Source organism: Nocardia sp. NPDC005366, assembly GCF_040606855.1.
Lineage (GTDB): Bacteria > Actinomycetota > Actinomycetes > Mycobacteriales > Mycobacteriaceae > Nocardia.
This window is the reverse complement of sequence record NZ_JBEXFQ010000003.1, coordinates 117,184-142,942: the sequence shown is the minus strand read 5'-3', so window position 1 is coordinate 142,942 and position 25,759 is coordinate 117,184. Positions and strand designations below refer to the sequence as shown.

At 66.7% G+C, this 25,759-nt stretch carries 26 protein-coding genes and 1 tRNA gene; 19 read left to right on the top strand and 8 right to left on the bottom strand.

Annotated features, from left to right (window positions below):
• The first annotated feature begins 82 nt into the window (after positions 1-82).
• The 12 genes from ABZS43_RS05025 (at position 83) to ABZS43_RS04970 (ending at position 11,900) form a co-directional block, all read left to right on the top strand.
• A complete protein-coding gene (locus ABZS43_RS05025; RefSeq protein ID WP_355034505.1) occupies positions 83-271 on the top strand; it encodes a ferredoxin in 189 nt (62 codons plus the stop codon).
• Positions 272-392: 121 nt separating this feature from the next.
• Positions 393-1,313 (top strand): 3-oxoacyl-ACP reductase, encoded by a 921-nt coding sequence (locus ABZS43_RS05020; protein WP_355034504.1) that lies wholly within the window; start codon positions 393-395, stop codon positions 1,311-1,313.
• A gap of 298 nt (positions 1,314-1,611) precedes the next feature.
• A complete protein-coding gene (locus ABZS43_RS05015) occupies positions 1,612-2,376 on the top strand; it encodes an ABC transporter permease (protein ID WP_355034503.1) in 765 nt (254 codons plus the stop codon).
• Positions 2,377-2,380: 4 nt separating this feature from the next.
• On the top strand, positions 2,381-3,232 hold the full coding sequence (locus ABZS43_RS05010; RefSeq protein WP_355034502.1) for an ABC transporter permease: 852 nt from the start codon (positions 2,381-2,383) through the stop codon (positions 3,230-3,232).
• Between the two features lie 88 nt (positions 3,233-3,320).
• Positions 3,321-4,460, top strand: a complete 1,140-nt coding sequence (locus ABZS43_RS05005; RefSeq protein WP_355034694.1) for an MCE family protein — start codon at positions 3,321-3,323, stop codon at positions 4,458-4,460.
• Entirely contained in the window at positions 4,457-5,485 is a 1,029-nt protein-coding gene (locus ABZS43_RS05000) for an MCE family protein (RefSeq protein ID WP_355034501.1), read from the top strand. Before ABZS43_RS05005 ends, ABZS43_RS05000 begins: the two co-directional genes overlap by 4 nt.
• Entirely contained in the window at positions 5,478-6,545 is a 1,068-nt protein-coding gene (locus tag ABZS43_RS04995; protein ID WP_355034500.1) for an MCE family protein, read from the top strand. The genes ABZS43_RS05000 and ABZS43_RS04995 overlap by 8 nt, the downstream gene beginning before the upstream one ends.
• Entirely contained in the window at positions 6,542-7,786 is a 1,245-nt protein-coding gene (locus ABZS43_RS04990; protein ID WP_355034499.1) for an MCE family protein, read from the top strand. Before ABZS43_RS04995 ends, ABZS43_RS04990 begins: the two co-directional genes overlap by 4 nt.
• Positions 7,783-9,024 carry an MCE family protein gene (locus tag ABZS43_RS04985; protein WP_355034498.1) on the top strand — a complete coding sequence of 414 codons (1,242 nt, stop codon included), beginning with the start codon at positions 7,783-7,785 and terminating at the stop codon, positions 9,022-9,024. The genes ABZS43_RS04990 and ABZS43_RS04985 overlap by 4 nt, the downstream gene beginning before the upstream one ends.
• Positions 9,021-10,439: an MlaD family protein gene (locus tag ABZS43_RS04980; RefSeq protein WP_355034497.1), complete on the top strand. Its 1,419-nt coding sequence runs from the start codon at positions 9,021-9,023 to the stop codon at positions 10,437-10,439. The genes ABZS43_RS04985 and ABZS43_RS04980 overlap by 4 nt, the downstream gene beginning before the upstream one ends.
• Positions 10,440-10,587: 148 nt before the next feature.
• A complete protein-coding gene (locus tag ABZS43_RS04975; RefSeq protein ID WP_355034496.1) occupies positions 10,588-11,406 on the top strand; it encodes a hypothetical protein in 819 nt (272 codons plus the stop codon).
• On the top strand, positions 11,403-11,900 hold the full coding sequence (locus ABZS43_RS04970) for a h domain protein (RefSeq protein ID WP_355034495.1): 498 nt from the start codon (positions 11,403-11,405) through the stop codon (positions 11,898-11,900). Before ABZS43_RS04975 ends, ABZS43_RS04970 begins: the two co-directional genes overlap by 4 nt.
• A 15-nt stretch (positions 11,901-11,915) precedes the next feature.
• On the opposite strand, the gene ABZS43_RS04965 is transcribed toward ABZS43_RS04970, so the two are convergent.
• The 4 genes from ABZS43_RS04965 to ABZS43_RS04950 all read right to left on the bottom strand — a co-directional run bounded on the left by ABZS43_RS04965 (position 11,916) and on the right by ABZS43_RS04950 (position 16,218).
• Positions 11,916-13,391 (bottom strand): HAMP domain-containing sensor histidine kinase, encoded by a 1,476-nt coding sequence (locus ABZS43_RS04965; protein ID WP_355034693.1) that lies wholly within the window; start codon positions 13,389-13,391, stop codon positions 11,916-11,918.
• A gap of 59 nt (positions 13,392-13,450) precedes the next feature.
• Complete coding sequence (locus tag ABZS43_RS04960; RefSeq protein WP_355034494.1) at positions 13,451-14,176, bottom strand: response regulator transcription factor; 726 nt, start codon at positions 14,174-14,176, stop codon at positions 13,451-13,453.
• 122 nt (positions 14,177-14,298) lie between these two features.
• Positions 14,299-15,870 carry a trehalose-6-phosphate synthase gene (locus tag ABZS43_RS04955; RefSeq protein WP_355034692.1) on the bottom strand — a complete coding sequence of 524 codons (1,572 nt, stop codon included), beginning with the start codon at positions 15,868-15,870 and terminating at the stop codon, positions 14,299-14,301.
• Positions 15,871-16,026: 156 nt separating this feature from the next.
• Positions 16,027-16,218 carry a hypothetical protein gene (locus ABZS43_RS04950; RefSeq protein WP_355034710.1) on the bottom strand — a complete coding sequence of 64 codons (192 nt, stop codon included), beginning with the start codon at positions 16,216-16,218 and terminating at the stop codon, positions 16,027-16,029.
• Positions 16,219-16,401: 183 nt separating this feature from the next.
• Between ABZS43_RS04950 and ABZS43_RS04945 the strand changes: the two genes are divergently transcribed.
• From ABZS43_RS04945 to ABZS43_RS04935, 3 genes are all read left to right on the top strand, one after another.
• Positions 16,402-17,235: an alpha/beta hydrolase gene (locus ABZS43_RS04945; RefSeq protein WP_355034493.1), complete on the top strand. Its 834-nt coding sequence runs from the start codon at positions 16,402-16,404 to the stop codon at positions 17,233-17,235.
• A gap of 188 nt (positions 17,236-17,423) precedes the next feature.
• Complete coding sequence (locus tag ABZS43_RS04940) at positions 17,424-17,666, top strand: MbtH family protein (RefSeq protein WP_011207082.1); 243 nt, start codon at positions 17,424-17,426, stop codon at positions 17,664-17,666.
• A 126-nt stretch (positions 17,667-17,792) separates the two neighbouring features.
• Positions 17,793-17,864 (top strand) — tRNA-Thr (locus tag ABZS43_RS04935).
• 145 nt (positions 17,865-18,009) lie between these two features.
• On the opposite strand, the gene ABZS43_RS04930 is transcribed toward ABZS43_RS04935, so the two are convergent.
• The gene (locus ABZS43_RS04930) at positions 18,010-18,915 is read right to left on the bottom strand and encodes a helix-turn-helix transcriptional regulator (RefSeq protein WP_355034492.1); all 906 of its coding nucleotides are present in this window, start codon (positions 18,913-18,915) and stop codon (positions 18,010-18,012) included.
• Between the two features lie 185 nt (positions 18,916-19,100).
• On the opposite strand from ABZS43_RS04930, the gene ABZS43_RS04925 reads away from it, so the two are divergent.
• Positions 19,101-20,081 (top strand): aldo/keto reductase, encoded by a 981-nt coding sequence (locus tag ABZS43_RS04925; RefSeq protein ID WP_355034491.1) that lies wholly within the window; start codon positions 19,101-19,103, stop codon positions 20,079-20,081.
• Between the two features lie 115 nt (positions 20,082-20,196).
• On the opposite strand, the gene ABZS43_RS04920 is transcribed toward ABZS43_RS04925, so the two are convergent.
• Entirely contained in the window at positions 20,197-20,622 is a 426-nt protein-coding gene (locus ABZS43_RS04920) for an HIT family protein (RefSeq protein ID WP_355034490.1), read from the bottom strand.
• Positions 20,623-20,675: 53 nt separating this feature from the next.
• Positions 20,676-21,053 (bottom strand): PH domain-containing protein, encoded by a 378-nt coding sequence (locus ABZS43_RS04915; RefSeq protein WP_355034489.1) that lies wholly within the window; start codon positions 21,051-21,053, stop codon positions 20,676-20,678.
• 216 nt (positions 21,054-21,269) lie between these two features.
• On the opposite strand from ABZS43_RS04915, the gene purD reads away from it, so the two are divergent.
• Entirely contained in the window at positions 21,270-22,541 is a 1,272-nt protein-coding gene (purD, locus tag ABZS43_RS04910) for a phosphoribosylamine--glycine ligase (RefSeq protein ID WP_355034488.1), read from the top strand.
• Between the two features lie 65 nt (positions 22,542-22,606).
• Here the strand turns inward: purD and ABZS43_RS04905 are convergent, their stop codons facing one another.
• Positions 22,607-23,653 (bottom strand): M23 family metallopeptidase, encoded by a 1,047-nt coding sequence (locus tag ABZS43_RS04905; protein WP_355034487.1) that lies wholly within the window; start codon positions 23,651-23,653, stop codon positions 22,607-22,609.
• Between the two features lie 111 nt (positions 23,654-23,764).
• Here ABZS43_RS04905 and ABZS43_RS04900 point away from each other — a divergent pair, with 111 nt between their 5' ends.
• Both ABZS43_RS04900 and ABZS43_RS04895 read left to right on the top strand, forming a co-directional pair.
• Positions 23,765-24,934, top strand: coding sequence for a pyridoxal phosphate-dependent aminotransferase (locus ABZS43_RS04900; RefSeq protein ID WP_355034486.1), 1,170 nt, complete (start codon positions 23,765-23,767; stop codon positions 24,932-24,934).
• A gap of 142 nt (positions 24,935-25,076) precedes the next feature.
• The gene (locus tag ABZS43_RS04895; RefSeq protein ID WP_355034485.1) at positions 25,077-25,715 is read left to right on the top strand and encodes a TetR family transcriptional regulator; all 639 of its coding nucleotides are present in this window, start codon (positions 25,077-25,079) and stop codon (positions 25,713-25,715) included.
• Positions 25,716-25,759 lie beyond the last annotated feature (44 nt).

Below are 25,759 nucleotides of genomic sequence, written 5' to 3'. Positions count from 1 at the left end.
GACCTCGAAGACGGTCAATGGCCGCGCGTGCGCTCGCCCTGGCTTGTAGGCTTTCAACGGTAGTCGTCGGTAAGGAGTCCTCATGAAGGTAACGGTCGATTTCGACCAGTGCGAAGCCAATGGAATCTGCGTCGGATTCGCCCCCGACGTGTTCGAACTCGATGACGAGGATCAGCTGCACATCCACGGGGCCGAGGTGCCCGCGAACCTGCTCGCCGATGTCGAGGACGCGGTGGCGCAGTGTCCGAAGGCCGCGCTGAAACTCGAATGAGCAATGCTTGCCCATCGGTAGGAACACGTTCTAAAGTCGGCCCGGTGAGTGAGCTAAGCGTGCGAACCAGCAACACAGCGTGCGATGCGCGCGACGTCATCGAGCGCAGTGAGGCCCCGGCATGAGCAACGACGGCGCGAGCGAATCCGCGGTCGACTTGGCGGGCCGGGTCGCGATCGTCACCGGGGCGGGGTCGGGGCTCGGTAAGGCCGAGGCGCTCGCCTTGGCCGCCGCGGGCGCCTCCGTGGTGGTGAACGATCTGGCCGACGGCGATGTCGTGGCCGAAACCCTCGGCGAGATCAGGGCACTCGGCGCCAAAGCGGAATTCGTCGCGGGCAGCATCGCGGAGCGGTCGACCGCCGACGCGCTGATCCGCGTGGCGAACGAGGCGTTCGGCAGTGTGGACATCGTCGTCAACAACGCGGGCATCACCCGCGACCGCATGCTGTTCAACATGTCCGACGAGGATTTCGACGCGGTTCTCGCGGTCCATCTGCGGGGGCATTTCCTGCTGACCCGCAATGCCGCCGCCTACTGGCGCGCGAAGTCCAAGGAAACCGGCGCGCCGGTCTACGGCCGCCTGGTCAATACCTCTTCGGAGGCGGGTCTGCTCGGTCCGGAGGGGCAGGCGAACTATGCCGCGGCGAAGGCGGGTATCACAGCGCTCACCCTCACCGCGGCCCGTGCGCTGTCGAGGTTCGGCGTGCGCGCCAATGCCATCGCGCCGCGGGCGCGCACCGCGATGACCGAGGCCGTCTTCAGTGCCGCGCCCGAGGGTGGCGTCGATCCCCTCTCGCCCGATCATGTCGCCCGGCTGGTGGCCTACCTCGCTTCGCCCGCCGCCGACGCGATCACCGGTCAGCTCTTCGTCGTCTACGGACCGATGGTCGCGTTGATGGCCGCGCCGGTGGTCGAGCGGCGTTTCGACGCCGCTGGCGATCAGTGGAGCGCCGAGGCGCTGGCCGACACGCTCGGCGGCTATTTCGCCGGTCGTCCGGCGAACCGGACCTTCTCCGCGTCCTCGCTGAACGATCTCGGCTGACCGTAGACCGATGGCGGGTGCTGTCGGCTCGAAGCTGAACAGTTGTCCAGCTGTTGATCGCGACCCAGACACTTGGTACACATGGGAGTCTGAGGTGTGTGTCGCCTCACAGCCTCGGCACAGGAAACATCTGATACGCGTTACAACTTCAGAGCCTCGATCTACGAAAAACGGCAGTTCAAAACCATCAAAAGCTCGCATCTAAAAAATGAACATGTTCTAATCATTCCGGCGACGCGGCCCGATCAGTGGGCCGTGTCGCGCGTAACACGAGCACGTTGAGCAAGGAGGATCGCGGATGAACGAGGTCCTTGCCGTGCCGTTGCGGGCGGTCGGAGGGTTCTTCGAACTCACCGCCGACGTCGCCCGTGCGAGCATCCGCAGGCCCTTTCAAGCGCGTGAGTTCATCGATCAGTCCTGGTTCATCGCGCGGGTGTCTCTCGTGCCGACCCTGCTGGTCGCGATCCCGTTCACCGTGCTGGTGAGCTTCACGCTGAATATTCTGCTGCGCGAGATCGGCGCCGCCGATCTCAGCGGTGCCGGCGCCGCCTTCGGTTCCGTCACCCAGGTCGGTCCGATCGTCACCGTGCTGATCGTCGCCGGTGCGGGCGCCACCGCGATCTGCGCCGATCTCGGGGCGAGAACGATCCGCGAAGAGATCGATGCCATGCGGGTACTCGGCATCGACCCGGTGCAGCGCCTCGTCGTGCCCCGCGTGCTCGCCTCCATGTTCGTGGCGCTCATGCTGAACGGCCTGGTCTGCACCATCGGCATCGTCGGCGGCTTCCTGTTCTCGGTACTGCTGCAGGACGTGAACCCCGGCGCCTTCGTCAACGGCATCACGCTGCTGACCCACCTGCCGGAACTGGTCATCTCCGAGGTCAAGGCCGGTCTGTTCGGGCTGATCGCCGGACTGGTGGCCTGTTACCTGGGCCTGAATGTCAAGGGTGGTCCGAAAAGTGTCGGTGATGCGGTGAACCAGACCGTCGTCTTCGCCTTCATGGCCCTGTTCGTGGTCAACGTGGTGGTCACCGCGGTCGGCATCAAGTTCACGGTGCGGTGACCCGATGGCCCAGGTGATCCAATCCCGTTTCCCGAAGACGCTGCGGCGCGTGCGCCGGTTCTCCGATTCGTTCGATTCGCTCGGCAGACAAGCGGTGTTCTACGCGCAGACCATTGCTTCCATACCGCGTGCGCTGCGGCACTACCGCACCGAGACCATCCGGCTGATCGCCGAGATCAGCATGGGCTCCGGCGCGCTGGCCGTCATCGGCGGCACCGTGGTGATCGTCGGATTCCTCACGCTGTTCGCGGGCGGCACCATCGCCGTGCAGGGCTACAGCTCACTGGGCAATATCGGCGTCGAGGCGCTCACCGGATTCTTCTCCGCCTTCATCAACGTCCGCATCGCGGCGCCGGTGATCTCGGGGATCGGGTTGGCCGCGACCATCGGCGCCGGCTCCACCGCCCAACTCGGCGCGATGCGGGTGGCCGAGGAGATCGACGCGCTGGAATCCATGGCGATCCGGCCGATCCCGTATCTGGTCGGCACCAGAGTGCTGGCCGGGATGATCGCGATCGTCCCGCTCTACGCGCTGGCCGTGATCGCCTCGTTCCTCGCGGCCCGATTCGCCACCGTCGTCATCTACGGTCAATCGGCGGGCGTGTACGACCACTATTTCTCCACGTTCCTGATTCCGAGCGATATTCTCTGGTCATTCGCTCAGGCGATCTTCATGGCCCTCGCGGTCATGATGATCCATACCTACTACGGCTACAACGCCGCGGGCGGCCCGGTCGGCGTCGGTATCGCGGTCGGCAACGCGGTGCGGTCCTCGCTGGTCGCGGTGGTCACGGTGACCCTGCTGATCTCGCTGGCCATCTACGGCACCTCCGGCAACTTCCATCTCTCCGGGTAAGCGAAAAATGGCGGATTCGAAGCACTCAGAAAATGGTCTGAAGCGCGCGTTGAGCGGCGGGCTCGGACTGAAATTGGCCGGTCTGGCGATGGTGCTCGCCATGGTCGCCATGGTCGCCGTCGCGATGGTCATGTTCGTCGGGGGGTTCACCCCGACCTCGAGAATTCTCGTCGAGGCGCCGCGCAGCGGTCTGGTCCTCGACACCGATGCCAAAGTGAAGGTGCGCGGGGTCGAGATCGGCCGGGTGGCCTCGGTCGAATACACCGACAGCGGCGCGCGGCTGCGTCTCGAGGTGTCGCCGGACAAGTTGAAGCTTGTGCCGTCCAACGCGGCTGTCGACATCAGATCGACCACGGTGTTCGGCGCGAAGTACGTCAACTTCGTCATTCCCGACGCCCCCGCCTCGACCTCACTGAAACCCGGCTCCACGGTGTCCGCGTCCAGGGTGACCGTCGAATTCAACACCCTGTTCCAGCACCTGTCCGACGTGCTCGCCCAGATCGACCCGGAAAAGCTGAACGCCACCCTGACCGCGGTCGGTACCGCGCTGGAGGGGCGCGGCGAGAAGCTCGGCGAGTTGCTCTCCCGCAGCGACGCCTACCTGCGCGAGATAAACCCCTACCTGCCGACATTGCGACGGGATCTGAACACGACGAGCCAGGTCACCGGCATCTACGCCGATGCGTCGAGCGACCTGCTGCGCACGTTGGACAATGCCACGCTCACCGGCCGCACCTTTGTCGACGAGCAGGACAACCTCGACGCGGTGCTCACCAATGTGATCGGGCTGGCCGACACCACGGGTGCGGTGCTGCGCCAGAACGAGAACAACCTCGTCACCGCGCTGGATCTGCTGCGCCCGACGACCGCTGTGCTCGACGAGTACGCACCGGCGCTCGGCTGTGTGATCACAGGTCTCGGCGGATTGATGCCCTTGGCCGAGGAGGTTTTCGGCGGCATCGTGCCCGGCATCGGAATGAATACCAACTTCATGTGGGGCGCCAAACCCTACACCTACCCGGATGATCTGCCGAAGGTGAACGCCACCGGCGGCCCACGGTGCGAGGGCGTCGTCGACAGGGTGCCCGAGAGCCACTCCGACTACCTCGTCACCGATACCAGCCAGGGCGCGCCGTACAAGCCGAGTACCGGCCCGACGACATTCAACGAGGGGCCGAAGGTGTTCCAGTTGCTCTTCGCCGGGCTGCCGGGGGTGGACAAGCTGTGAAGAACACCGCGACGACAATCAAGCTGACCATCTTCACCCTGGTGATGGCCTTGGTTTTCGCAGGTCTCGCCATCGTCTTCAGTCAGGTGCGCTTCGCGCGCGAGCACGGCTACCACGCCGTGTTCACCAGTTCCTCGGGGATGCTGCCCGGCGCGAAGGTGCGTATCGCCGGTGTGCCCGTGGGTTCGGTGACGTCGGTCCAGGTGGGCAAGGATTATCTCGCGCACGTCGAATTCGACGTCGACCGCAAATACACACTGCTTACGAGCACTCGCGCGGCCATCAAATACGAGAATCTGGTCGGCGACAGGTACCTGGAACTCATGGAGGGGCCAGGCTCGGCCGACAAACTGCGCTCCGGCGCGACCATCGGCACCGAGAAGACTTCGCCCGCACTGGATCTGGATCTGTTGCTCGGCGGCTTCAAACCGCTGCTGCGAGGTCTGGACCCGGCTCAGGTGAACGATCTGACCAGTGCGCTGTTGCGGATCTTCCAGGGGCAGGGCGGCACGCTGGTCCAATTGCTCAACAGCGGCGGTTCCTTCACCAAGACGCTCTCCGAACGCGACGAGTTGATCGGCAGCGTCATCAATAATCTGAACACGGTGTTGAAGACGATCGATGAGCGCGGCGACCAATTCGCCACCACCTTGGACGAATTGCAGCGCCTGGTCAGCGGCCTGGCCGCCGACCGCGATCCGATCGGCGCCGCGCTGCCCCGGATCGCGGGGGCCACAAGGGATCTGACCGATCTGCTGGCGACGGCCCGTCCGGATCTGCGCGGCACCATCGAGCAGACCGGCCGGCTCGCCACCAATCTCGACAATGGCTCCGACACCCTGCAGTGGGTGCTCGAACGGCTGCCCGACACCTATAAGAAGCTCATCCGCATCGGCGCCTACGGCTCCTTCCTACAGCTCTACGTCTGCGGGACGAATTTCCTGGTGGACGGCCCGAACGGGGAAACCCTCGAGGTCAAGATGCCGGGTCTGCAGGCAACAGGAAGGTGTACGCCCAATGAGTGAGAAGCGTTCGCCCGCCATCACCATCGGCGTCGTCGGCATCGTCGTCGGCCTCGCGATCGCCCTGTCCGCCCTGCAATTCGACCGGCTGCCCTTCATTCGCGGCGGCGCGACCTTCACGGCGTTCTTCACCGACGCGGGCGGGCTCGTACCCGGCGATCCGGTACAGGTCGCCGGTGTGCGCAGCGGTCGTGTCGAGGATGTCGAACTCGACGGCGCCAAGGTGCTGGTGCGCTTCAGCCTCGACGAGTCGATCGTCCTCGGCGAGAAGACGTCAGCGGCGGTCAAGACCAATACGCTGCTCGGCCGCAAATCGCTCGAGGTGACCCCCGAGGGGTCCGGCGCGCTGCGCGTGGACGACACGATCCCGCTCGAGCGCACCACCTCCCCGTATTCGCTCAACGACGCGCTCGGCGATCTCGGCCGCACCGTCGGGGGCCTGGATATGCAAAAGGTCGACGAAACACTCGACGTGCTGTCGGAGACTTTCGCCGAAACCCCGGCGCCGCTGCGGGCCGCGCTCGACGGGGTCACCGCGTTGTCACGCAGTATCAACGCGCGCGACCAAGCGCTGTCGGATCTGCTGACCAGGGCCCAGAGCGTCACCAGAATCCTGGCCGACCGTAGTAACCAGATCAATACGCTGCTGTTGGACGGCAACAATCTGCTCGGTGAGCTGGAACGCCGCCGCGGCGCGATCGGGCAGCTCATCGTCTACGTGAACCAGGTAGCGCAGCAGCTGTCCGGCCTGGTCGCCGATAACGAGCCCCTGCTGAAATCGGCGCTGGACCGGCTGAACTCGGTGCTCAACCTGCTCCAGCACAATAAGCAGAATCTGAGTCAGGCGCTCGACAGTGTCGGACCGTACGCGGCGGCGCTGGGCGAACAGGTCGGCAACGGCCCCTGGTTCAACGCCTACGTCGTGAACGCCACCAGTACCGAGTTGCGGCCGCTGGTCGACGCCCTGGTGTGGCCGGAACATCTCCCCGAAGATCTGCGCAATATTTTCACCCACCCGGCGCCGCCGTCGATCGGGCCATCGGAAGAGGATCCACCGCGATGAGCAAGCTGAACGGAGTTCGCGACCTGCCGCGCTGGCTATTGATCCTGGCGGGTGTGCTGGTGGTCGCGCTGGTGGCGTTCGGCGCGTACACCGGTATCACCAGGATCGGCAAGACCACGATCACCGCCTTTTTCCCGTCGACGAGCGCCCTCTACGTGGGCGACGATGTGCGCGTCCTCGGCGTCAAGGTCGGCCGGATCGACGAGATCGAGCCCGGCCGCGATCAGGTACGCGTCACAGTGACGCTCGACCGTGGCATCGACATCCCCGCCGACGCCCGCGCGGTGATCATCTCGCCCTCCCTGGTCTCGGCCAGGTTCATCCAGTTGGCCCCCGCCTACACCGGCGGCCCGAAAATGGCCGACGGCGACCGCATTCCGATCGAGCGCACCGCGATCCCGGTCGAATGGGACGACATCAAGGCCGAACTGTCCAAACTGGCGACCGCGCTCGGCCCGGTCGGCGACGACAAGCAGGGTTCCTTCGGTCGCCTCATCGATACCGCGGCCGACAATCTGGACGGCAACGGCCAGAAATTTCGTGACACCCTGCGGGAACTGGCCGCGACCCTGAATACGCTCTCCGACGGTCGCACCGACCTGTTCGGCACAATCCGCAATCTGCAGAAATTCGTCGAGGTGCTCTCCGGCAGCAACGAGCAGATCGTGCAGTTCGGCAGCAGACTCGCCTCGGTGTCGGAAGTGCTCGGCGACACCTCGGCCGATCTCGGTGCGGGACTGGATAATCTGGATATCGCGCTCGCGGATGTGAAGCGATTCCTCGACGGCAGCGGGGCCGAACTCACCGAAGGCGTCGAGCGGCTGAGCGACGTCACGCAACTGCTGGTGGACAAGCGTCCCGAACTGGAACGGGTGCTGCATTCGGGGCCGACCGCGCTGGTGAACTTCTACCAGATCTACAAGCCGGCGCAGGGCACGCTCACCGGCGCGATCTCGCTGAACAACACGGCCGATCCGCTCGGCTTCCTGTGCGGTTCGGTGCGGGCGCTGGAATACGACCAGTCCGACCGCAGCGCCGACCTGTGCGCGCAGTACCTGGCGCCGGTGATCAGCTCGCTCGCCATGAATTACGCGCCCATCATGTTGAATCCGGCCACCGGCGTGCACGCGTTCCCCGATCAGATCGTCTACAGCGAACCGAGCCTGGCCGATCGGAGCTCGACGCGGGTGACCGTGCCGAACGGGGTTTCCGGTCTGGCTATTCCGGGAGGAGAGCGATGACGCGCCCGCGTTCGATGCGGCGGCTGGCCGTATTCGCCGTAGGTCTGGCGGCGACACTCGCGGTCTCCGGCTGCGAATGGGACGGGTTGAACTCGCTTCCGCTGCCGGGCACCGAGGGAACCGACGGCTACGAGATCCAGATCCAGATGCCGAATGTCACCACGCTGACCAAGAATTCGCCCGTCCGGGTCGACGATGTCGCGGTCGGCACGGTCACCGGTATCGAGGTGCAGGACTGGCACGCGCTGGTCACCGTTTCGCTGCAACGCGATGTCCGACTCCCCGCGAACGCGGTGGCGAAGATCGGGCAGACCAGCCTGCTCGGCAGTAACCACATCGAACTCGGTCCGCCCGAGAACGCGGCCCCGGTGGGCGAATTGCGCAGCGGCGACGTCATCCCGCTGGAACGAGCCGGGGCCTACCCGACCACCGAACAGGTGCTCTCCTCGCTGTCGGTGGTCCTGAACGGCGGCGGCATCTCGCAGCTGGAAACCATCACCCGCGAATTGAATACCGCGCTGACCGGCCGCGAGGACGATATCCGCGATCTGCTGCCGCAACTGGCTACCCTGGCCACCGGCCTCGACCAGCAGCGCGAGGACATCATCGCGGCCATGAGCGGATTGGACCGTCTCGGTGGGCAATTCGCCGATCAGCGCGACGTCGTGGCCAGGGCGATCGAGCAGATCCATCCCGCGCTGACCGTGCTGGCCGACCGCACCGCGAACATCACGGCGGCGGTGAATTCCCTCGGCGAACTCAGCGATGTGGCCGACCGCATCGTCACCGAGAGCGGCGAGGATCTGAAGGCGAATCTGCGCAGTCTGTCCCCGGTGCTGCGGACCCTGGCCGACACCGGCGTCAACCTCATCGAGTCCTTGAAGATCCTGCCCACCTTCCCGTTCCCGATCAAGAACCTCGGCAACGCGATCAAGGGCGACTACTTGAACCTGTTCATCACGGTGGATATGACCGGGCGCAGGCTGGATTCCAACTGGCTGACCGGAACCCCGCTCGGCGGACGCTTCGGCGGCGTCGAGGGCGTGATCGGCAGTTTCGCACCCGATTCCGCCGCCCAGGGCGGTAATCCCGCGACCGGGCCTCTGCTGACCACGCCCGATGCGGGTGCGGCACCGACGCTGCCAGGTCTGCCGCCCATTCCCGGTCTGCCCGCCATTCCCGGGTTGACCGTTCCGCTGCCCGGAAATGCCGCGCCACAAGGGGGTACGGGCCGATGACGCTCACCAAGTTCGTCCGCGCCCAGCTGACGATCTTCGCCGTGCTCACGGTGATCGGCCTGGTCGTGATGGGTGGTGTCTACGTGAAGGTGCCGGCCATGTTCGGCATCGGACGCTATGACGTGACCGTGCAACTCGCGGCGACGGGTGGGCTGTACCAGCAGGCCAATGTCGCCTATCGGGGCACGAATGTCGGTGTCGTGAAGGATGTGGTGCTGACCGACGAGGGCGTCGAGGCGAAACTCTCCATCGACAGCAGTTACAAGATCCCCGCCGATGTGGATGCCTGGGTGCGCAGCGTCTCCGCGATCGGCGAGCAGTATGTCGATCTGATCCCGGCCGATCAGCCCAAGGGCGGCAATCTGTCCGACGGCTCGGTGATTCCCGTGCAGCGCACCGCACTGCCGCAGGATGTCGGTTCGCTGCTCGACCAGGCCGACCGGCTGCTGTCCAGTGTGGCCGACACGCGGCTGCGCCAGGTGATCGACGAGGCTTTCCGCGCGTTCAACGGCGCGGGCCCGGATCTGCAACGTTTCATCGACTCCGCCTCGCTGCTGGTGCAGGAGGCCGAGGACAACACCGGACCGACCAAACAGCTGCTCGATCAGCTCGGCCCGCTGCTGGACACCCAGGTCGAATCCGATGCCGCGATCCGTTCGTGGACCCATGATCTCGCGACGGTCACCGATACCCTGCGGGCGCACGATCCGTCACTGCGAAGCCTGCTGCAAGACGGGCCGTCGGCGATGCGGCGGGTCACCGAACAGTTCGAGTCGCTGCGACCGACACTGCCGCTGCTGCTGACCAATCTGGTCAGTCTCGGCCAGGTCGGCGTCACCTATCACGCGGGTCTCGAACAACTTCTCGTGGTCTTCCCGCCGCTGATCGCTGCGTTGCGCACGATCATCCGAGGGCCCGCCAGATACGGCGCGATGGTCGACTTCATGGCCGTAGTCAACGATCCGCCCGCCTGCACCACGGGCTTCCTGCCCGCGAGCGAATGGCGATCGCCGAGCGAATTGGATTCCGTCGACACCCCGCCCGGCCTGTACTGCAAGGTGCCGCAGGATTCGCCGATCGAGGTGCGCGGCATCAGGAATACCCCGTGCGCGGAATTCCCCGGCGTGCGCGCGCCGACGCCGGAGCTGTGCCGGACCGGATTCGTCCCCCAGGGCAACAATCCGCCGTTCGGACCCGTCCAGCCGGTGGCGCCCGCGAGCGCCGAGACGCCCGACGAGACGCCGACCGCGCCCGCCTCGTACCGCACACCGGCGGCGGCCAGGTCATATGACCCGTCGAACGGCGTGTACATCGGCCCGGACGGCCGCACCTACCGTCAGGGCGATGTCGGCCCGGGCGGTTCGGGCACGGTACCGTCGAGCTGGCGCGCGATGCTCGAGGAGCAGCAACGTTAGCGGGCGAGTGTGGCCCCGCCCTGCCACAGCCGGAATCACCCCTCGCAACCCTCGACGGAACAACCCAGGAAGTGGTCAGACGTATGTCGAGAACCAGCGGAACATGTAACCGCCGTTACCTCTCCACCGGTTTCGCGGGGGGTATCCGATGAGTGACATCAATGGCGATAACCACCGCGTGCGCAGGCGAGCGGTCCGTTCGGTAGGGCCTCCGGTCGAGGGGGACGCGGCCGGTATCGAAGCGTCGAGCACGGGCGCGACGGTGAAGAAGGCGCCGGTGCACGCCGTAGCGATGAGTAAGTCGGGCAACGACGTCGCGCCGAAACCGGGCGAAGCCGCCGCGGCGGACAGCGTGGAAAAGGACGTGGTGGACGCGGGAGTCGTCGATACCGCAACCAGCGTCGACCTCGGCAAGGACGCGACGAAGTCTGCCCAGGAAGCCGTCGACACCTCCGATGCCGGAGCGGTCGCGAAACCGAAACGCCGAGCATGGCCTATCGCCGCTGCTGTGGCCGCCGCGCTTCTCGCGGTGCTCACGGTGATCGGCGCGGGAACGGTGACGTACCTGGCGCATGAGGGGAACCAGCGCGACGATCGGCGCGCCGAATATCTGCAGACCGCGCGCCAAGCGGTGCTGAACCTGACCACCATCAGGGCGGATTCCGCCAAGGAGGATATCGACAGGATTCTGTCGATGGCTTCGGGGCAGTTCAAGAATGAATTCGACGGCCGCGTCGATCCTTTCATGAGCATCGTGCAGCAGGCGAAGGTCGTCTCCAACGGCGAGGTCGTCGATGCCGCGATCCAGACCGATGACGAGGATTCGGCCCAGGTGCTCGTCGCGGCGAAGCAGACGTTGACCAATGCGGGCCAGGCCGAGCCGCAGACGCGGTACTACCGTTTCCGGGTCACCGTGACCAGGGGCGATTCCGGTCTCACCGCCTCGAAAGTGGAGTTCGTGGCATGAGAGTCATATCTGGAAGGTTCGGCTGGGTCGTCGCGGGCGTCGCGGGCGTGCTCGTCGCCGCGGCCGTGATCGTCCTCGGCGTCAACGGATTCCGGTATTGGGACCACGAGCGGACCGAGGTCGCGCGCGAAGAAGCGGTGACCGCCGCCGATCGTGCGGTATCGGCCATGTTCACCTACGACTACGGCACCGTCGACACCGAATTGCCGAAGGCCGCCGACAATCTGTCGGCGACTTTTCGCGAGGACTACCTGAAGTTGATCACCCAGGCCATCGCGCCGGGGGCCAAGGACAAGCAGCTCACCGTCAAGGCGACCACGCAGGCCGGTGGCGTGGTCGAGGCCGACCGCGACCACGTCGTCGTGCTGCTGTTTCTCAATCAGGTGACCACGAGCAAGGACACCCCGCAGGGCACGACCACGGGCAGTCGGGTGCGCGTCACGCTGGACAAGACCGGCGATCGCTGGCTGGTCGATTCCGTCAACCCGGTGTAGGCGCTGCCCGCTCGGTCAGTCGCGGGGGAGCGCGACGGTGAAGGTGGTGCCTTCGCCCTGGACGCTGTCGACCGTGACGGTTCCGCCGTGCGCGGTGACCAGCGCCTGCACGATCGAGAGGCCGAGTCCGGTGCCGCCGCTGGCGCGGGTGCGCGAGGTATCGGTGCGGTAGAACCGTTCGAATACCCGCGCGGCCTCCTCCTCGGGCAGGCCGGGACCGGTATCGGCGACCTCGAGTCGCACCTCGTCTTCGGCGGGTGTCAGCCGTACGGTGACATCGGCGTCGGCCGGGGTGTGGGTGAGGGCGTTGTTCAGCAGATTGGCCAGCACCTGACGCAATCGTTCCGCATCACCGGAAACCTCCAATGTGCCCTCGCCGGGACGGAGTTCCAATTCGATCCGTCGCGGGTGCTCCGGCGCGGCAGCGGCGACCACAGCGCGGGCATTGTGCACGGCATCGCTGGCGACGGCGAGCAGATCCACCTGGCCGCGTTCGAGCGGGCGCTGGGCATCGAGGCGGGCCAGCATCAGCAGATCCTCCACCAGCAGGCCCATCCGCTGGGCCTCACTCTCGATCCGGTCCATGAACAGCGCGGGATCGGTGGTCGCGCCCTGCCGATAGAGTTCGGCGAAGCCGCGGATGGTCGTGAGCGGAGTGCGCAATTCGTGACTGGCGTCGGCGACGAAACGCCGCATCTTCGCCTCGGATCGCCTGGCCGCGGCCTCGGACGCCTCGGTCGCCTTGAACGCCGACTGGATCTGGGCGAGCATGCCGTTCAGCGAGCGCGACAGGCGATCCACCTCGGTATTGGTGCCGCGCACCGGAACCCGGCGATGCAGATCGCCGCGGGCGATGGCCGCGGCGATGTTCTCGACCCGGCGCAGCGGGCGCAGGCTGCGCCGGATCGCGAAATACGCGGCCACCGCGAGCACCGCCAGCACCGCGACGCCGACCGCCAATTGCAGCACGACCAGGCGGTGCACGGTGTCGTTGTTCTGGGTCAGCGGCAGCGCGACCGTGGTGACGTCGTCCTGGGTGCGCAGCGTCAGCGTCCGCCACTGGATCGGGGAGCCCCCGACCGAACCGACCGTCGTCGGCCCGGTGACGGCGATACGGGTATTCGCGGGCAGCGCGCTCGGGATGTCCGGTAACGCGGGTTCGGCGTCGACACCGAACGCTTTGACATCGATCTGCACCGCCATCTGCGCAGCGTCCCCGCTGCTCTGCGCCTTCACGTAGAACTGACTCGGCGGATGGTGCGAATCCGGTGGCTGTGCGCTCGGCGCGGGCGGACGCAGCCGTCGCGACCATTCCAGCGCGCCTTCGCGTAACTGCTGGTCGGTGCGACTGGTGAGCGACTGCTCGAGTCCGGAGGTCACCAGCGTGCCGGAGATCAGCAGACCGAGACCCGCGAGCACCACCAAAGCGAGTACCAGCGTGATGCGCAGCGGTACGGCCGCCAACCCGTCGCGCACACGCTGCCAGGCCACCCGCGACCGGCCGGGACCGCTTTTCGCCGCGCGCTGGCGTCGTGCGGGGCCGTTCTCGCTCACTGCCCGGCCGGGCGGGCGGCGCGCATGACATAGCCGACGCCGCGCAGCGTGTGGATCAGCCGCTGTTCGGTGTCGACCTTCTTGCGCAGATAGGACACGTAGGTCTCCACCACGCCGACCTCGCCGCCGAAGTCGTAGCGCCACACGTGATCCAGGATGCGCGGTTTGCTCAGCACGGTGCCCGCGTTGACCATGAAATAGCGCAGCAGCGTGAATTCGGTGGGGGACAGCGCGACCGGTTCCCCCGCCTTCCACACCTCGTGCGTGTCGTCGTCGAGTTCGATGTCCTCGAACCGGAGCCGTGGACTCTTCGGCTCCGGCGCGGCGTGGCCGGCGCGGCGCAACACCACCCGCAGCCGGGCCACCACCTCCTCCAGGCTGAAGGGTTTGGTGATGTAGTCGTCGGCTCCGAGGGTGAGCCCGGCGACCTTGTCCTGCACCTCGTCGCGTGCGGTGAGGAACAGCACCGGCGCGTCGATACCGTCGGCCCGCAGCCTGCGCAGCAGGCCGAACCCGTCCATACCCGGCATCATGACGTCGACGATGAGCGCCTGCGGCCGGAAGGCGCGCGCCTTGTCCAGCGCCTGCGCTCCATCGGCCGCGGTGTCCACCGCGAAACCCTGATAGCGCAGGCTCACCGACAACAGTTCGACGATCATCGGCTCGTCGTCCACGACCAGCACCCTGGCCTCGGGTTTCTGTTCCGTGGACGCACCAGTCATGTCAACCATCCTGCGGTAGGGGACTGGGAACTCACTGGACCTTTCCTGGGTGATCGCTGTGAACGCCGCCTTTGAATAACGCCGCCCTCGAATAACGCCGTCGAATCACGCCGCCGTCGAATTCAGCGTCGTGGTGACCGCGATTCCGGGTAGACGTCGTCGTCGGTGAGCAGCGCGCTGCCCGCGACCTGATCCTGGGCGAGGGCTTCGAGGAAGGCGCGAGCCCAGCGGTCCACATCGTGGGCGAGCACCTGACGGCGCAGCGAACGCATGCGGCGACGCTTGGTGTCGCGGTCGTCCTCCAGCGCGGAGACGATCGCGTCTTTCACGCTGTCCAGATCGTGCGGGTTGCACAGGTAGGACTGGCGCAATTCCGCTGCGGCGCCGGTGAATTCGCTGAGAACCAGGGCGCCGTTGAGTCCGCTGTGACAGGCAACGTACTCCTTGGCGACCAGATTCATGCCGTCCCGCAAGGGGGTGACCAGCATGACGTCGGCCGCCACGAAGAACGCGATCAATTCCTCGCGCGGGATGGGGCGGTGCAGGTAGTGCACCACCGGGTAGCCGACCCGGGCGAATTCGCCGTTGATCCGGCCGACCTGGCGTTCGATATCGCCGCGCATCTGGATATAGCTCTCGACGCGCTCGCGGCTCGGGGTCGCCAACTGCACCATGACGGTTTCGGTGGGATCGACCCGGCCGTCGACCAGCAGTTCCTCCAGCGCGTTGAGCCGGATATCGATGCCCTTGGTGTAATCGAGACGGTCGACGCCGAGCAGGATATTCTTCGGATTACCCAGTTCCGCACGGATTTTCGCGGCCCGCTCGCGCACCGACCTGCGCCGGGAATTCTCGTCCATCTCGGCCGAGGCGATCGAGATCGGGAACGCGCCGACCCGCACGGTACGGAAGCCGACCTGGACCACACCGAGTTTGGAGCGAACGCCGACGGCGCCGCGCGAGGTGGGCTGGCCGGCCAGGCGCCGGGCCAGATACAGGAAGTTCTGCGCGCCGCCGGGCAAATGGAAGCCGATCAGATCGGCGCCGAGCAGACCCTCGATGATCTCGGTCCGCCACGGCATCTGCATGAACAATTCGACCGGGGGGAACGGAATATGCAGGAAGAATCCGATGGTCAGATCGGGGCGCAGCATGCGCAGCATCTTGGGCACCAGTTGCAGCTGGTAATCCTGCACCCAGACCGTCGCGCCCTCGGCGGCCACCTTGGCGGTGGCCTCGGCGAAGCGGCGGTTCACCGTGACATAGGCGGCCCACCAGGCGCGGTCGTAGGTCGGGCGCACGATGACGTCGTGGTAGAGCGGCCACAGGGTGCCGTTGGAGAAACCTTCGTAGTAGTCGGCCACCTCCTGCCCCGACAGCGTCACCGGGTGCAGTTCCAGGCCGTCTTCGATGATCGGCTCGAGGTCGGCGTCGGGAACTCCCGCCCAGCCGACCCACGCCCCCTTGTTGTTGCGCAGAACCGGTTCCAGCGCGGTGACCAGGCCGCCCGGGCTGCGTTTCCACCGGGTCGAACCATCGGGGAGTCGCTCGAGGTCAACCGGTAGCCGATTGGCCACAACGACGAAACCGGAACCGGCCCCGTCGGTTTCGATCGTTTCCCCCCGTGACGCCACGTCCTGGGAGTGGTCGTCGGGCGAAGCGAGCTCGGAGTCGTCGGACGGCTGGTCGGTCATCTGGTCCACTCACGCATCCTTATTCGATTGGCGGCGTTCGCGGTGCTGCGCGAGCGCCCGCCTCCGGGCCCGGCGCACCGTGCGGTGTACGTCGCTGATCCCGTCTGGAGTTGTCAGGTGTCGTCGACGGCGCCGTTGTCGTCGAGCGGGTTTCGGTTACTCGCCCCGGCCGTTGGGGCCGATGCCGAGCATCGACAGCAACATGCGGCACTCGTCGGCGTCCTCCGCGTACGCGGCGACGACGCGCTGGGCCTGACGGGCGGTCTCATCGGCGAGTGGTTCCAGGTCATCGTCCGCGATATCGTTCGCGCTGCCCTTCGCGGCCATCTCTATGTCCTCCCGGCTCATTACGCTCGTACGTGCGAATAGTCAATGGTATATGGCTCAGGTGTGGTCGCGCCGCACCCGGATACCTCGAGTACCCGGCTCGGTGCGCCGTGCGTCCCCTGGCTATACCGTGGGAGCACGGCTGTGGCGACCGTACGCAGGTCGCGCCAGGCAGTCAGCACCAACTCCACGAAAGGGTCGATAATGCCGCTGGCCACGGTGAACGGGATATCCCTCAACTATCAGGTCAAGGGTGATCGCGCCAAGGGCTCGGACGTGAAGGGCGGGGCGCCACTCGTCGTGATGATCATGGGCACCGGCAGCCCAGGCCGGGTCTGGGAACTGCACCAGGTGCCCGCACTGATCGCCGCCGGATACCGGGTGTGCACCTTCGACAACCGGGGTATCGCCCCCTCCTTCGAAGCGCCGTCGGGAATGACCATCGATGAGCTGGTCGGCGATACCGCCGGGCTGATCGAACTGCTCGGCGAAGGCCCGGCGTTGGTCGTCGGGACGTCGATGGGCGCGCGGGTGGCCCAGGAACTGGCGCTTGCCCGGCCCGACCTGGTGCGCAAGGCCGTTTTCATGGCCGGTCACGGACGCCTCGACCAGTTCCAGAAGACGCTGTCCCTCGGCGAGCACGAACTGGACGCGAGCGGGGTGAAGATGCCGGCGAAGTACGAGGCCGCCGTCACCGCGGTGATGAATCTGTCGCCCGCGACGATGGCGCAGCCCAACGCGGCGCGGGACTGGCTGGATCTGTTCGAATTCACCGGCGGTCCGGTGACCCCCGGTATCCGCGCCCAGCGCCGGATGAACCACGATTTCGACCGGGTCGCCGCGTACCGTGCGATAACCGTGCCGTGCCTCGCCATCGGATTCGCCGATGACAGGATGATCCCGCCCTACCTCTCGCGCGAGGTCGCCGAGGCCATCCCCGGTGCCCGCTACCAGGAGATTCCCGACGCCGGACACTTCGGATACCTGGAGAAGCCGGACGAGGTGAACAAGATTCTGCTCGAGTTCTTCGCCGCGTGAACCGGGGCGCCGACCGAGCCGTATGAACCCCAGGACGAGGTAACCACCGACACGTAACATCTCCCTTGCTAGGGTCGACACAACGCTCGGGGAGTCATCCGGAGCGCGGAACGTGCGCCTGCACGCCCCCGCGCCGGACGGTCCCAGGAGCCGCCCCGTACACAGCGCCAGTATCCAGTGAGGTGAAATTGAGCACCAACCCCTTCGATGACGAAGACGGTCGCTTCTTCGTCCTGGTCAACGACGAGGAACAGCATTCCCTGTGGCCGGCCTTCGCGGAGGTCCCGGCCGGATGGCGAGTCGTGTTCGGCGAGGACAGCCGCGCTGCCTGCGTCGAGTACGTAGAGAAGAATTGGACCGATATGCGTCCGAAGAGTTTGCGGGACGCGATGGCCGCCGATGACGCGGCCCGTCAGGGCGCCCAGTCCTGAGCCGCGGTATCCGATACTGCGCCGGGAAAGCTGATTCTGCCGCCGATCGCGCGGCACCGTAAGTCGGTGTCGCGCGATCGGTGTGCCCCGCTATGATGGCTCCCGGTCGCGATTGGTACCGCTTCCGCCTCCTTAGCTCAGTGGTAGAGCACTCGCCTTGTAAGCGAAAGGTCGTCAGTTCAATCCTGACAGGGGGCTCCGTTCGTGAGCAGGCCCCGGCCGAAGGTCGGGGCCTTTCTCGCGTCTCGGCCACGGTCGCGGCAGATACGCGACCAATGCCGTTGCGGCTCAAACGCCTTCACATTCCGCGCCCGCGTATCCGCGGGGTATTCGGCGATGCCGCTCAGGTATCGGACGACGTCTCGGCCTGCGCGGGGTCCGAGGAGCGAGCGGTCCAACTGGCGAGCAGTTGGATCGCATCGTGTTCCGGTGAGCCCGGCCGCGGGGTGAACACGGTCATGACCTGATCGCCTGTCGCGTCGACGGTGAGGGTCTCGAAGGGCAGGGTGAGCTGTCCGATCAGGGGGTGCCGGAAGATCTTGGTGCCCGCCCTGTGCGTCTTGACGTCGTTGGAGGCCCAGCGGGTGCGGAATGTCTGGCTGTGGGTGGACAGTTTGCCGATCAGGGCGACCAACTCCGGGTCGTCGGGGTGTCGCCCCGCCTCGATGCGCAGGACGGACACCGTATCGTCGGCGATGCGTTCCCACTCGGGGAAGAGTTCCCTGGCCGCGCGCTCGTCCAGGAACATGAAGCGCGCAGCGTTCGCGGGCTGTTCGATGTCGAGCAGCGTCGCGTAGAGGGCCCGCCCGATATCGTTGACGGCGAGAATGTCGAGTCGACTGTTGAACACCACGGCAGGCAGGTGGCCCATCGAGTCCAGCAGCACTCGGATCCCGGGGCTGACCGTTTCCTCCAGCGGGGCGACCGCGGCCTTGCGACGTTTACGGGCCTCGGGGGTGAGTGCCGCGAGCAACCGGTCCAGATGGGCACGTTCGTCGCCGTCGAGTCGCAGTACCGCGGCGATGGCCTCCACGACGCCGGGTGAGGGTCCGGTAGCCGTGCCACGCTCGAGGCGGATGTAGTACTGCGGGCTGACACCGGCCAGCAGAGCTACCTCTTCGCGGCGCAGGCCCTTCACACGACGCCGGGTTCCTGTCGATGGAAGGCCGACGTCGGTGGGTGATACCCGGTCGCGGCGCGTGCTGAGGAATTCGCGGACCGCTGTGCGCGCCGCCTCCTTCTCGTCCATGGTATCGAGCGTAGAGGCAGGCAGGACGCCTGAGGGGTCACCGTGAGTGCCCCCATCGGCAGGCCCTGTCTCGACCGCGGAACACGGTGTTCGCTGGAGTCAGGGATATCGAGGCCGAGGCGGCCCGCGCTCGGCGGACGACCTCGCCGTTCCCTGTCATCACCCCCGACGAAGGAGTCATTCGAATGAAGCACGCTTCTCTGGGCGCTCTGGAGGTGTCCAGGATCGGCCTTGGCGCCATGACCATGGCAGGCACCTACACTTCCGGCGGCGGTCTGGACGACGCCGAGTCGATTCGCACCATTCACCGCGCGCTCGACCTTGGCGTCACCCATATCGATACTGCCGAGATCTACGGTCCTTTCCATAGTGAGGAGGTCGTCGGCCGGGCCATCGCCGGCCGTCGCGACGAGGTTGTCGTCGCGACGAAGTTCGGCCTGGTCTCGCATTCCGGTGGTGGGCCCGGCACCGTCGACAGCAGTGCGGCGAACGTGAAGGCCGCGGTCGAAGGTTCTCTGCGGCGTCTGGGCACCGACCGGATCGACCTCTACTACCAGCATCGCGTCGACCGCGGCACGCCGATCGAGGAGACCGTCGGCGCGCTGGCCGAACTGGTTGACGAAGGCAAGGTTGTGCACATCGGGCTGTCGGAGGCCTCGCCGGAGACGATCCGCCGTGCCCACGCGGTGCACCCGGTGGCTGCGCTGCAGACCGAGTACTCGCTGTGGACCCGCGACCCCGAGGACGAACTCCTTCCCCTGTTGCGCAGTCTCGGCATCGGGTTCGTGCCCTACTCTCCGCTGGGTCACGGATTCCTCACCGGTCAACTCCGCTCGCCCGCCGACATTCCGGACGACGACTGGCGTAAGACCAATCCGCGGTTCATCGGGGAGGCATTCACTCAGAACCTGAGGTTGGTGGACGAGGTCAGGGCGGTCGGAAACGAGGTCGGCGCTACCCCGGCGCAGGTCGCACTGGCCTGGCTGCTCGCCAAGGGCGCCGATATCGCCCCCATCCCCGGCACCCGCCGAGTCGCCCGCGTCGAGGAGAATACCGCCGCCGACGCCGTCGTTCTTTCCGACGATCAGCTCGCGCGTCTCGACGGGCTCACGCCGGCCGTCGGGGCCCGCCACGACGAGGCGAACATGTCCAGCATCGACCGATGACGACTCCCGGTGTCGCCGGTCCCGGCCGTCCGGGCGGTAGAGCGCGAAAGCCCTGTCTCGGAACCGTTCCGAGAATCCGATCCTGATACAGGGCTTTCGTGTGGAGGATGCGAACTCAGTTCGGAACGTTCGCTCCGTAACCCAGCTCGCGCAGGGCCTGCTTGATCTTGGACTGCGCCTCGTCGAGGGATTCCGGCGACGGATTCGGATCCGCGCCGGAGATATCGAAATTCCCCATCGAGAACGCGGGGAAGACGTGCACGTGCAGATGCGGCACCTCGAGCCCGGCGATGAGCAACCCGGCCCTCGGCGCGTCCCACGCCGAACGCACCGCCTGCCCGATCTTCTGGGCCACCGCGTTGAGTCGGGCGAAAACCTCGCCGTCGATGTCCTGCCACTGATCGATTTCCGCACGCGGCACCACGAGTGTGTGGCCGGCGGTGACGGGGGCGATGGTCAGGAAAGCGACGAATTCGTCGTCCTCCCAGACGAATCGGCCGGGGATATCACCTGCGATGATCGCGCTGAAGACAGTTGCCATGCCCGCAGGCTACAACGCCGTCACGCGGGGACGCCCGCACACCCGCGACGCTGTCACACGGCGACGAAATGCGACAGGATGCCCTGGACCTCGTAGATGTCGACCTGACGGTTGAAACGCTTCTGTAAGGGTTCGGCGCTGCCCGATATCCAGATGACCAGTTCGGCGTCCAGGTCGAAGGTGCCCGCGGTTTCCACCGAGAAATGTGTGATGGAACGGTACGGGACGCTGTGGTAGCTGACCTTGCGCCCCGACAACCCCTGCTTGTCGACCAGGATCAGACGCCGGTTGGTGAAGAGCATGGCATCGCGGACCAGTAGATATGCCGAATAGATCTGTTCGCCGTTGCCGAGCAGCTTGGCGTATTCCTGTTGCGCCTGTCCCGGATCGATTCGTCCGGCGTTTCCCATCAGTCCATCGATAAGACCCATCGCTGGCCCACCCTTCGGCTCGCTCCGGCAGCGGACGGTGTGGGCGCTACGCCCACACCGTCTTCCATCATCCTCTTCGCCGGGCTGCGACGGGTGAATGGCGACAACGGATTTCGAGCGCGTCGCAGAACTGTTAGCCGAAACGTCGATCGCTCGTCATTCGCTGGTAACGGGCTCCGACTCGAGACGGCGGGGGCTGCACCTAAGCTGTTGGCCGTGCGCGTACTCGTCATCGGCTCAGGTGCCCGTGAACATGCCCTCGTCCTCGCCCTCCGCAAGGACCCCGCGATCACCGCGTTGGTCGCGGCTCCGGGTAACGCCGGAATCGCCCAGCACGCGCAGACCCGCGCGGTCGATCCGACCTCCGGCGAGGCGGTCGCCGCCCTAGCCGTCGAGGTGAAAGCGGATCTGGTCGTCATCGGACCCGAAGTGCCGCTGGTCCTCGGCGTCGCCGATGCCGTCCGCGCGGCGGGCATCGCCTGTTTCGGGCCGTCGGCCGCCGCCGCCCGCATCGAGGGTTCCAAAGCCTTCGCCAAGGATGTCATGACGGCCGCCGGGGTCCGCACCGCGCACAGCGAGGTCGTCGACACCCCGGCCGACCTCGACGCCGCGCTCGACCGCTTCGGGCCCACCTGGGTCGTCAAGGACGATGGCCTGGCCGCCGGTAAAGGCGTCGTGGTCACCAGCGATCGTTCGGCCGCCCGCGACCACGGCGCCGAGCTGCTGGAACAGGGCCACCCCGTGCTGCTCGAATCCTTCCTCGACGGGCCGGAAGTCTCGCTGTTCTGCCTGGTCGACGGTGAAACCGTGGTGCCGCTGCTGCCCGCCCAGGACCACAAACGCGTCGGCGACGGCGATACCGGGCCCAATACCGGTGGCATGGGCGCGTATACGCCGCTGCCTTGGCTGCCGGAGGAGACGCTGACCGCCATCGTCGACGACGTGGTGAAGCCGGTCGCCGCCGAACTCGTCCGGCGCGACAACGCCTTCTCCGGCCTGCTCTACGCCGGGCTCGCGATCGGTGCGGACGGACCGGCCGTCATCGAATTCAATTGCCGCTTCGGCGATCCCGAGACCCAGGCGGTGCTGGCGCTGCTGGAGAGCCCGCTCGGGGAACTGCTCAACGCCACCGCCACCGGAACGCTCGCCGAGGTCGCCGCCCCGCGCTGGCGTGACGGCGCGGCCATCACCGTGGTGGTCGCCGCCGAGAACTATCCGGGGCGGCCTCGCATCGGCGACGTGATCACCGGCGCCGAAGACAGCGCGCAGAACGGATCGTCGGCGGTCCTGCACGCGGGTACGCAATTGCGCGACGACGGCGCACTGGTCTCCGCCGGTGGGCGGGTGCTGAGTGTGGTCGGCATCGGCGAGGATCTCGCCGAGGCGCGCCGCGCCGCGTATGAACGGATCACCGGGATCAAACTCCCCGGAAGCCACTACCGCACGGATATCGGCCTCGCCGCGGTGGAAGACCGCATCGAGGTCTGAGGTCGACTTCCGGCAACGGTGACCAGCGGCCCTCACGCGAACCCGCGGCCCCCGGGCCGCCGGAATCACAACCCGAGCCCGTGTTGGGCGAGCCAGGCGGCCGGGTCGACGTGTTGTCCGGCCTGGATCACCTCGAAGTGCAGGTGGGGGCCGGTGGAGTCGCCTCGGTTGCCCATGCGGGCGATCTGCATGCCGGCGGGGACGCGTTCGCCGACGGAGACGAAGAAGTCGTACATGTGTCCGTAGACGGTGATGGTGCCGTCGTCGTGCCTGATGCGCACCCACAGGCCGAAGCCCTGGGCGGGGCCCGCGTCGATGACGGTGCCCGCGGCGACGGCGTAGATGGGGGTGCCGATGGGTGCGGCGATATCGATGCCGTTGTGGAAAGTGCCCCAGCGGGAGCCGAATCCGGAGGTGAACGCGCCGATCGCGGGTAGGACGAAACCCCCGGCGCCGGGCAGGATCGAGCCGGGCGAGAGCGGTGCCGCTCCCGACGACATCCACGGTTGGCGTTCACCGGCCACCGCGGCGGCGGCCTCGGCTCGCGCCCGTTCGAGGGTGGCGCGCGCGGCGGCGGCGACGACGGCTTGTTCGCGGATGCGTTCGCCGTTGGCGATGGCGTTGAGGTAGCGGCGTACCGAGGGCGGGGTCGACTGGAGTTGCTGGGGATAGGCGAAGGCGACGCGCTGGGCTTCCCCCGGGCCGGGGGTGCGCTCGGTGACGCCCCACGTGAACGGGGAGTCGGCTGCGGCGAAGACGGCCACCGCCAGTACTCCGACGAGCAGCACCCGGTGCTGTAGCAGCAGCGCGCGGTAGTCGCGATCACGCTGTCGCCGCCACAGTGCGTGCAGATCGGGGCGCGGTCGCTGTCGGAGTTCGCGTAGTCGCCGCAGTTCGTGTCGGCGCGGTTCACATAGTCGCCGCAGTTCGTGTCGCCGCAGTTCGCGCAGTCGGGTTCCGACCCAGCGCCACGACCGCGCGCCGGTCACTCGCGGTCGTCGTGTCTGCGCGGCACCCCGATCACGCGGGATGACGCCGATGCGGCCCACCCCGCGTACTCGTTCGAGCCCCACGCGGCGAGCTTTTTCGAGGCGGCGAGCTTTTTCGAGCATTACGCAGAACCCTAACCCGGTCGAACCGGTAGGTAAACGATGCCGGGGACGTGTGCGGCAACCCGGGCGTTGGCGGGGTGCCGTCGCGCGCGAGGGTCTACCGTCTTCCGGGTGTCTCGAGAATCTCGCCGGTCGACCATCCCACCTTTCTACGTGATGGATGTCTGGAAGGCAGCCGCGGAGCGCGCAAGAACGCACGGTGACGTGCTCGTGCTGGCGGCTGGGCAGCCGTCCACACCGGCGCCCGCGCCGGTGCTGCGGGCGACCAAGGTCGCTATCGACGCCGAATTATTGGGCTACACAGAAACTTTCGGCATCCTGCCGTTACGTGAGGCGATCGCGGAACACCACACGCAGACCTACGGATACCGGGTGGATCCGGACGAGGTGGTGGTGACCACGGGATCGTCCGGCGCGTTCACGCTGATCTTCCTCGCCGCCTTCGACCCGGGAGACACGGTGGTGGTGGCCAGGCCGGGCTATCCGGCCTACCGCAACAGCCTCACCGCTCTCGGCTGCCGGGTGATCGAGCTGGATTGTGGTGCGGGCACCCGGTTTCAGCCGACGGTGGCGATGTTGGAGGCGCTGCCGGAGCCGCCCGCGGGCCTGGTGGTCGCGAGTCCGGCGAATCCGACCGGGACCATGATCGCCCCGGACGAATTGGCCGCGCTGGCACGGTGGTGCGAGGCGCACGGCACCCTGCTGATCTCCGACGAGATCTATCACGGCATCACCTACGAGAGCGCGGCTGCCGATGACCGCACCTCGTCGGCGTGGGAGACCTCGCGGGAATCGGTGGTGATCGGATCGGTGTCGAAGTACTTCTCGATGACCGGGTGGCGGCTGGGCTGGATGCTCGCTCCGACCGATCTGCGTCCCGCATTGCAGCGGCTGGCATCGAATATGACGGTGTGCCCGCCCGCGATATCACAGTACGCGGCGCTGCACGCCTTCGGCGCGGACGCGAAAAGCGAACTGGACGGACATGTTCGGCGCTATGCGGCGAACCGCCGGCTACTGCTGGACGGACTGCCGAAACTGGGCATCACCGACCTCGCCCCCGCCGACGGCGCGTTCTACGCCTACGCCGACATCGGTCATCTCACCGACGACTCCCGCGCGTGGTGTGCGCAGGTGCTCGCGCACACCGGCGTCGCCCTCGCGCCCGGCATCGATTTCGATACCGCGTCGGGTCATCGGACGGTTCGCTTCTCATTTGCCGGGGCTACCGCGGACATAGAAGAGGCGTTGACACGTTTGGGCCGCTATCTGGGCGGCTGACGAGGTACTCGAAGGCCATGCCCGGCAACAAGTTTCCACAGTCCGTCCCACGGGACGTGTTGATGGGGTAGAAAATCGGTAGCTGGGTTTCCACTCTCGAATTCGCACGGAATGAACTGATGACAACTGGCACGATGGCACGGTGATAACCGCGACGACCCCGAAAGGCGAACGGCGTCGCCAGGCTCTGGTAGCGGCCGCCGCCGAGTTGTTACTCGAAGGCGGATTCGATGCGGTACGGCATCGTTCGGTCGCCACGCGAGCTGATTTGCCGCTCGCGTCCACGACCTACTATTTCCAGTCCCTGGAGGATCTGATCGCGCGCGCGGTCGAATTCAGCGGCAACGCTGAATTGGACATGATGCGCCGCCGTGTCGGCGAGGTGAGTCACCGCCGTCGCGGCGCTGAGGCGACCGTTGATCTGGTGCTCGATCTGCTGATCGGCGTCGACGGCGCGGACGAGGGCGCGCGCGGGCAGTTGATCGCCCGCTACGAACGCTCGGTGGCCTCGGCGCGGCATCCGGAGCTACGCGGTGTGCAACTACGCCTGCGCGCGCAACTCGACGAACTCCTCGCCGATGTGCTGCGCCGGTCCGATCGCGTCGTTCGGCCCGAACAACTGCGCAGACTGGTCGCGGTGGTCGACGGCGCCGTGGTCGCGGCACTGAGCGAAATGGATCCGGAACCGCGGCGGATGGCCCGTGGCGCGCTCCTGGAAGTCATCGATATCGTCGCTCCGGCGACGCCCCAGCAAGTGGATCGCTTCCGGGCACTAGACTGACCCCACGTGAGTGAGCGCAGCGAGCCAACCGTAGGGACAGGGCG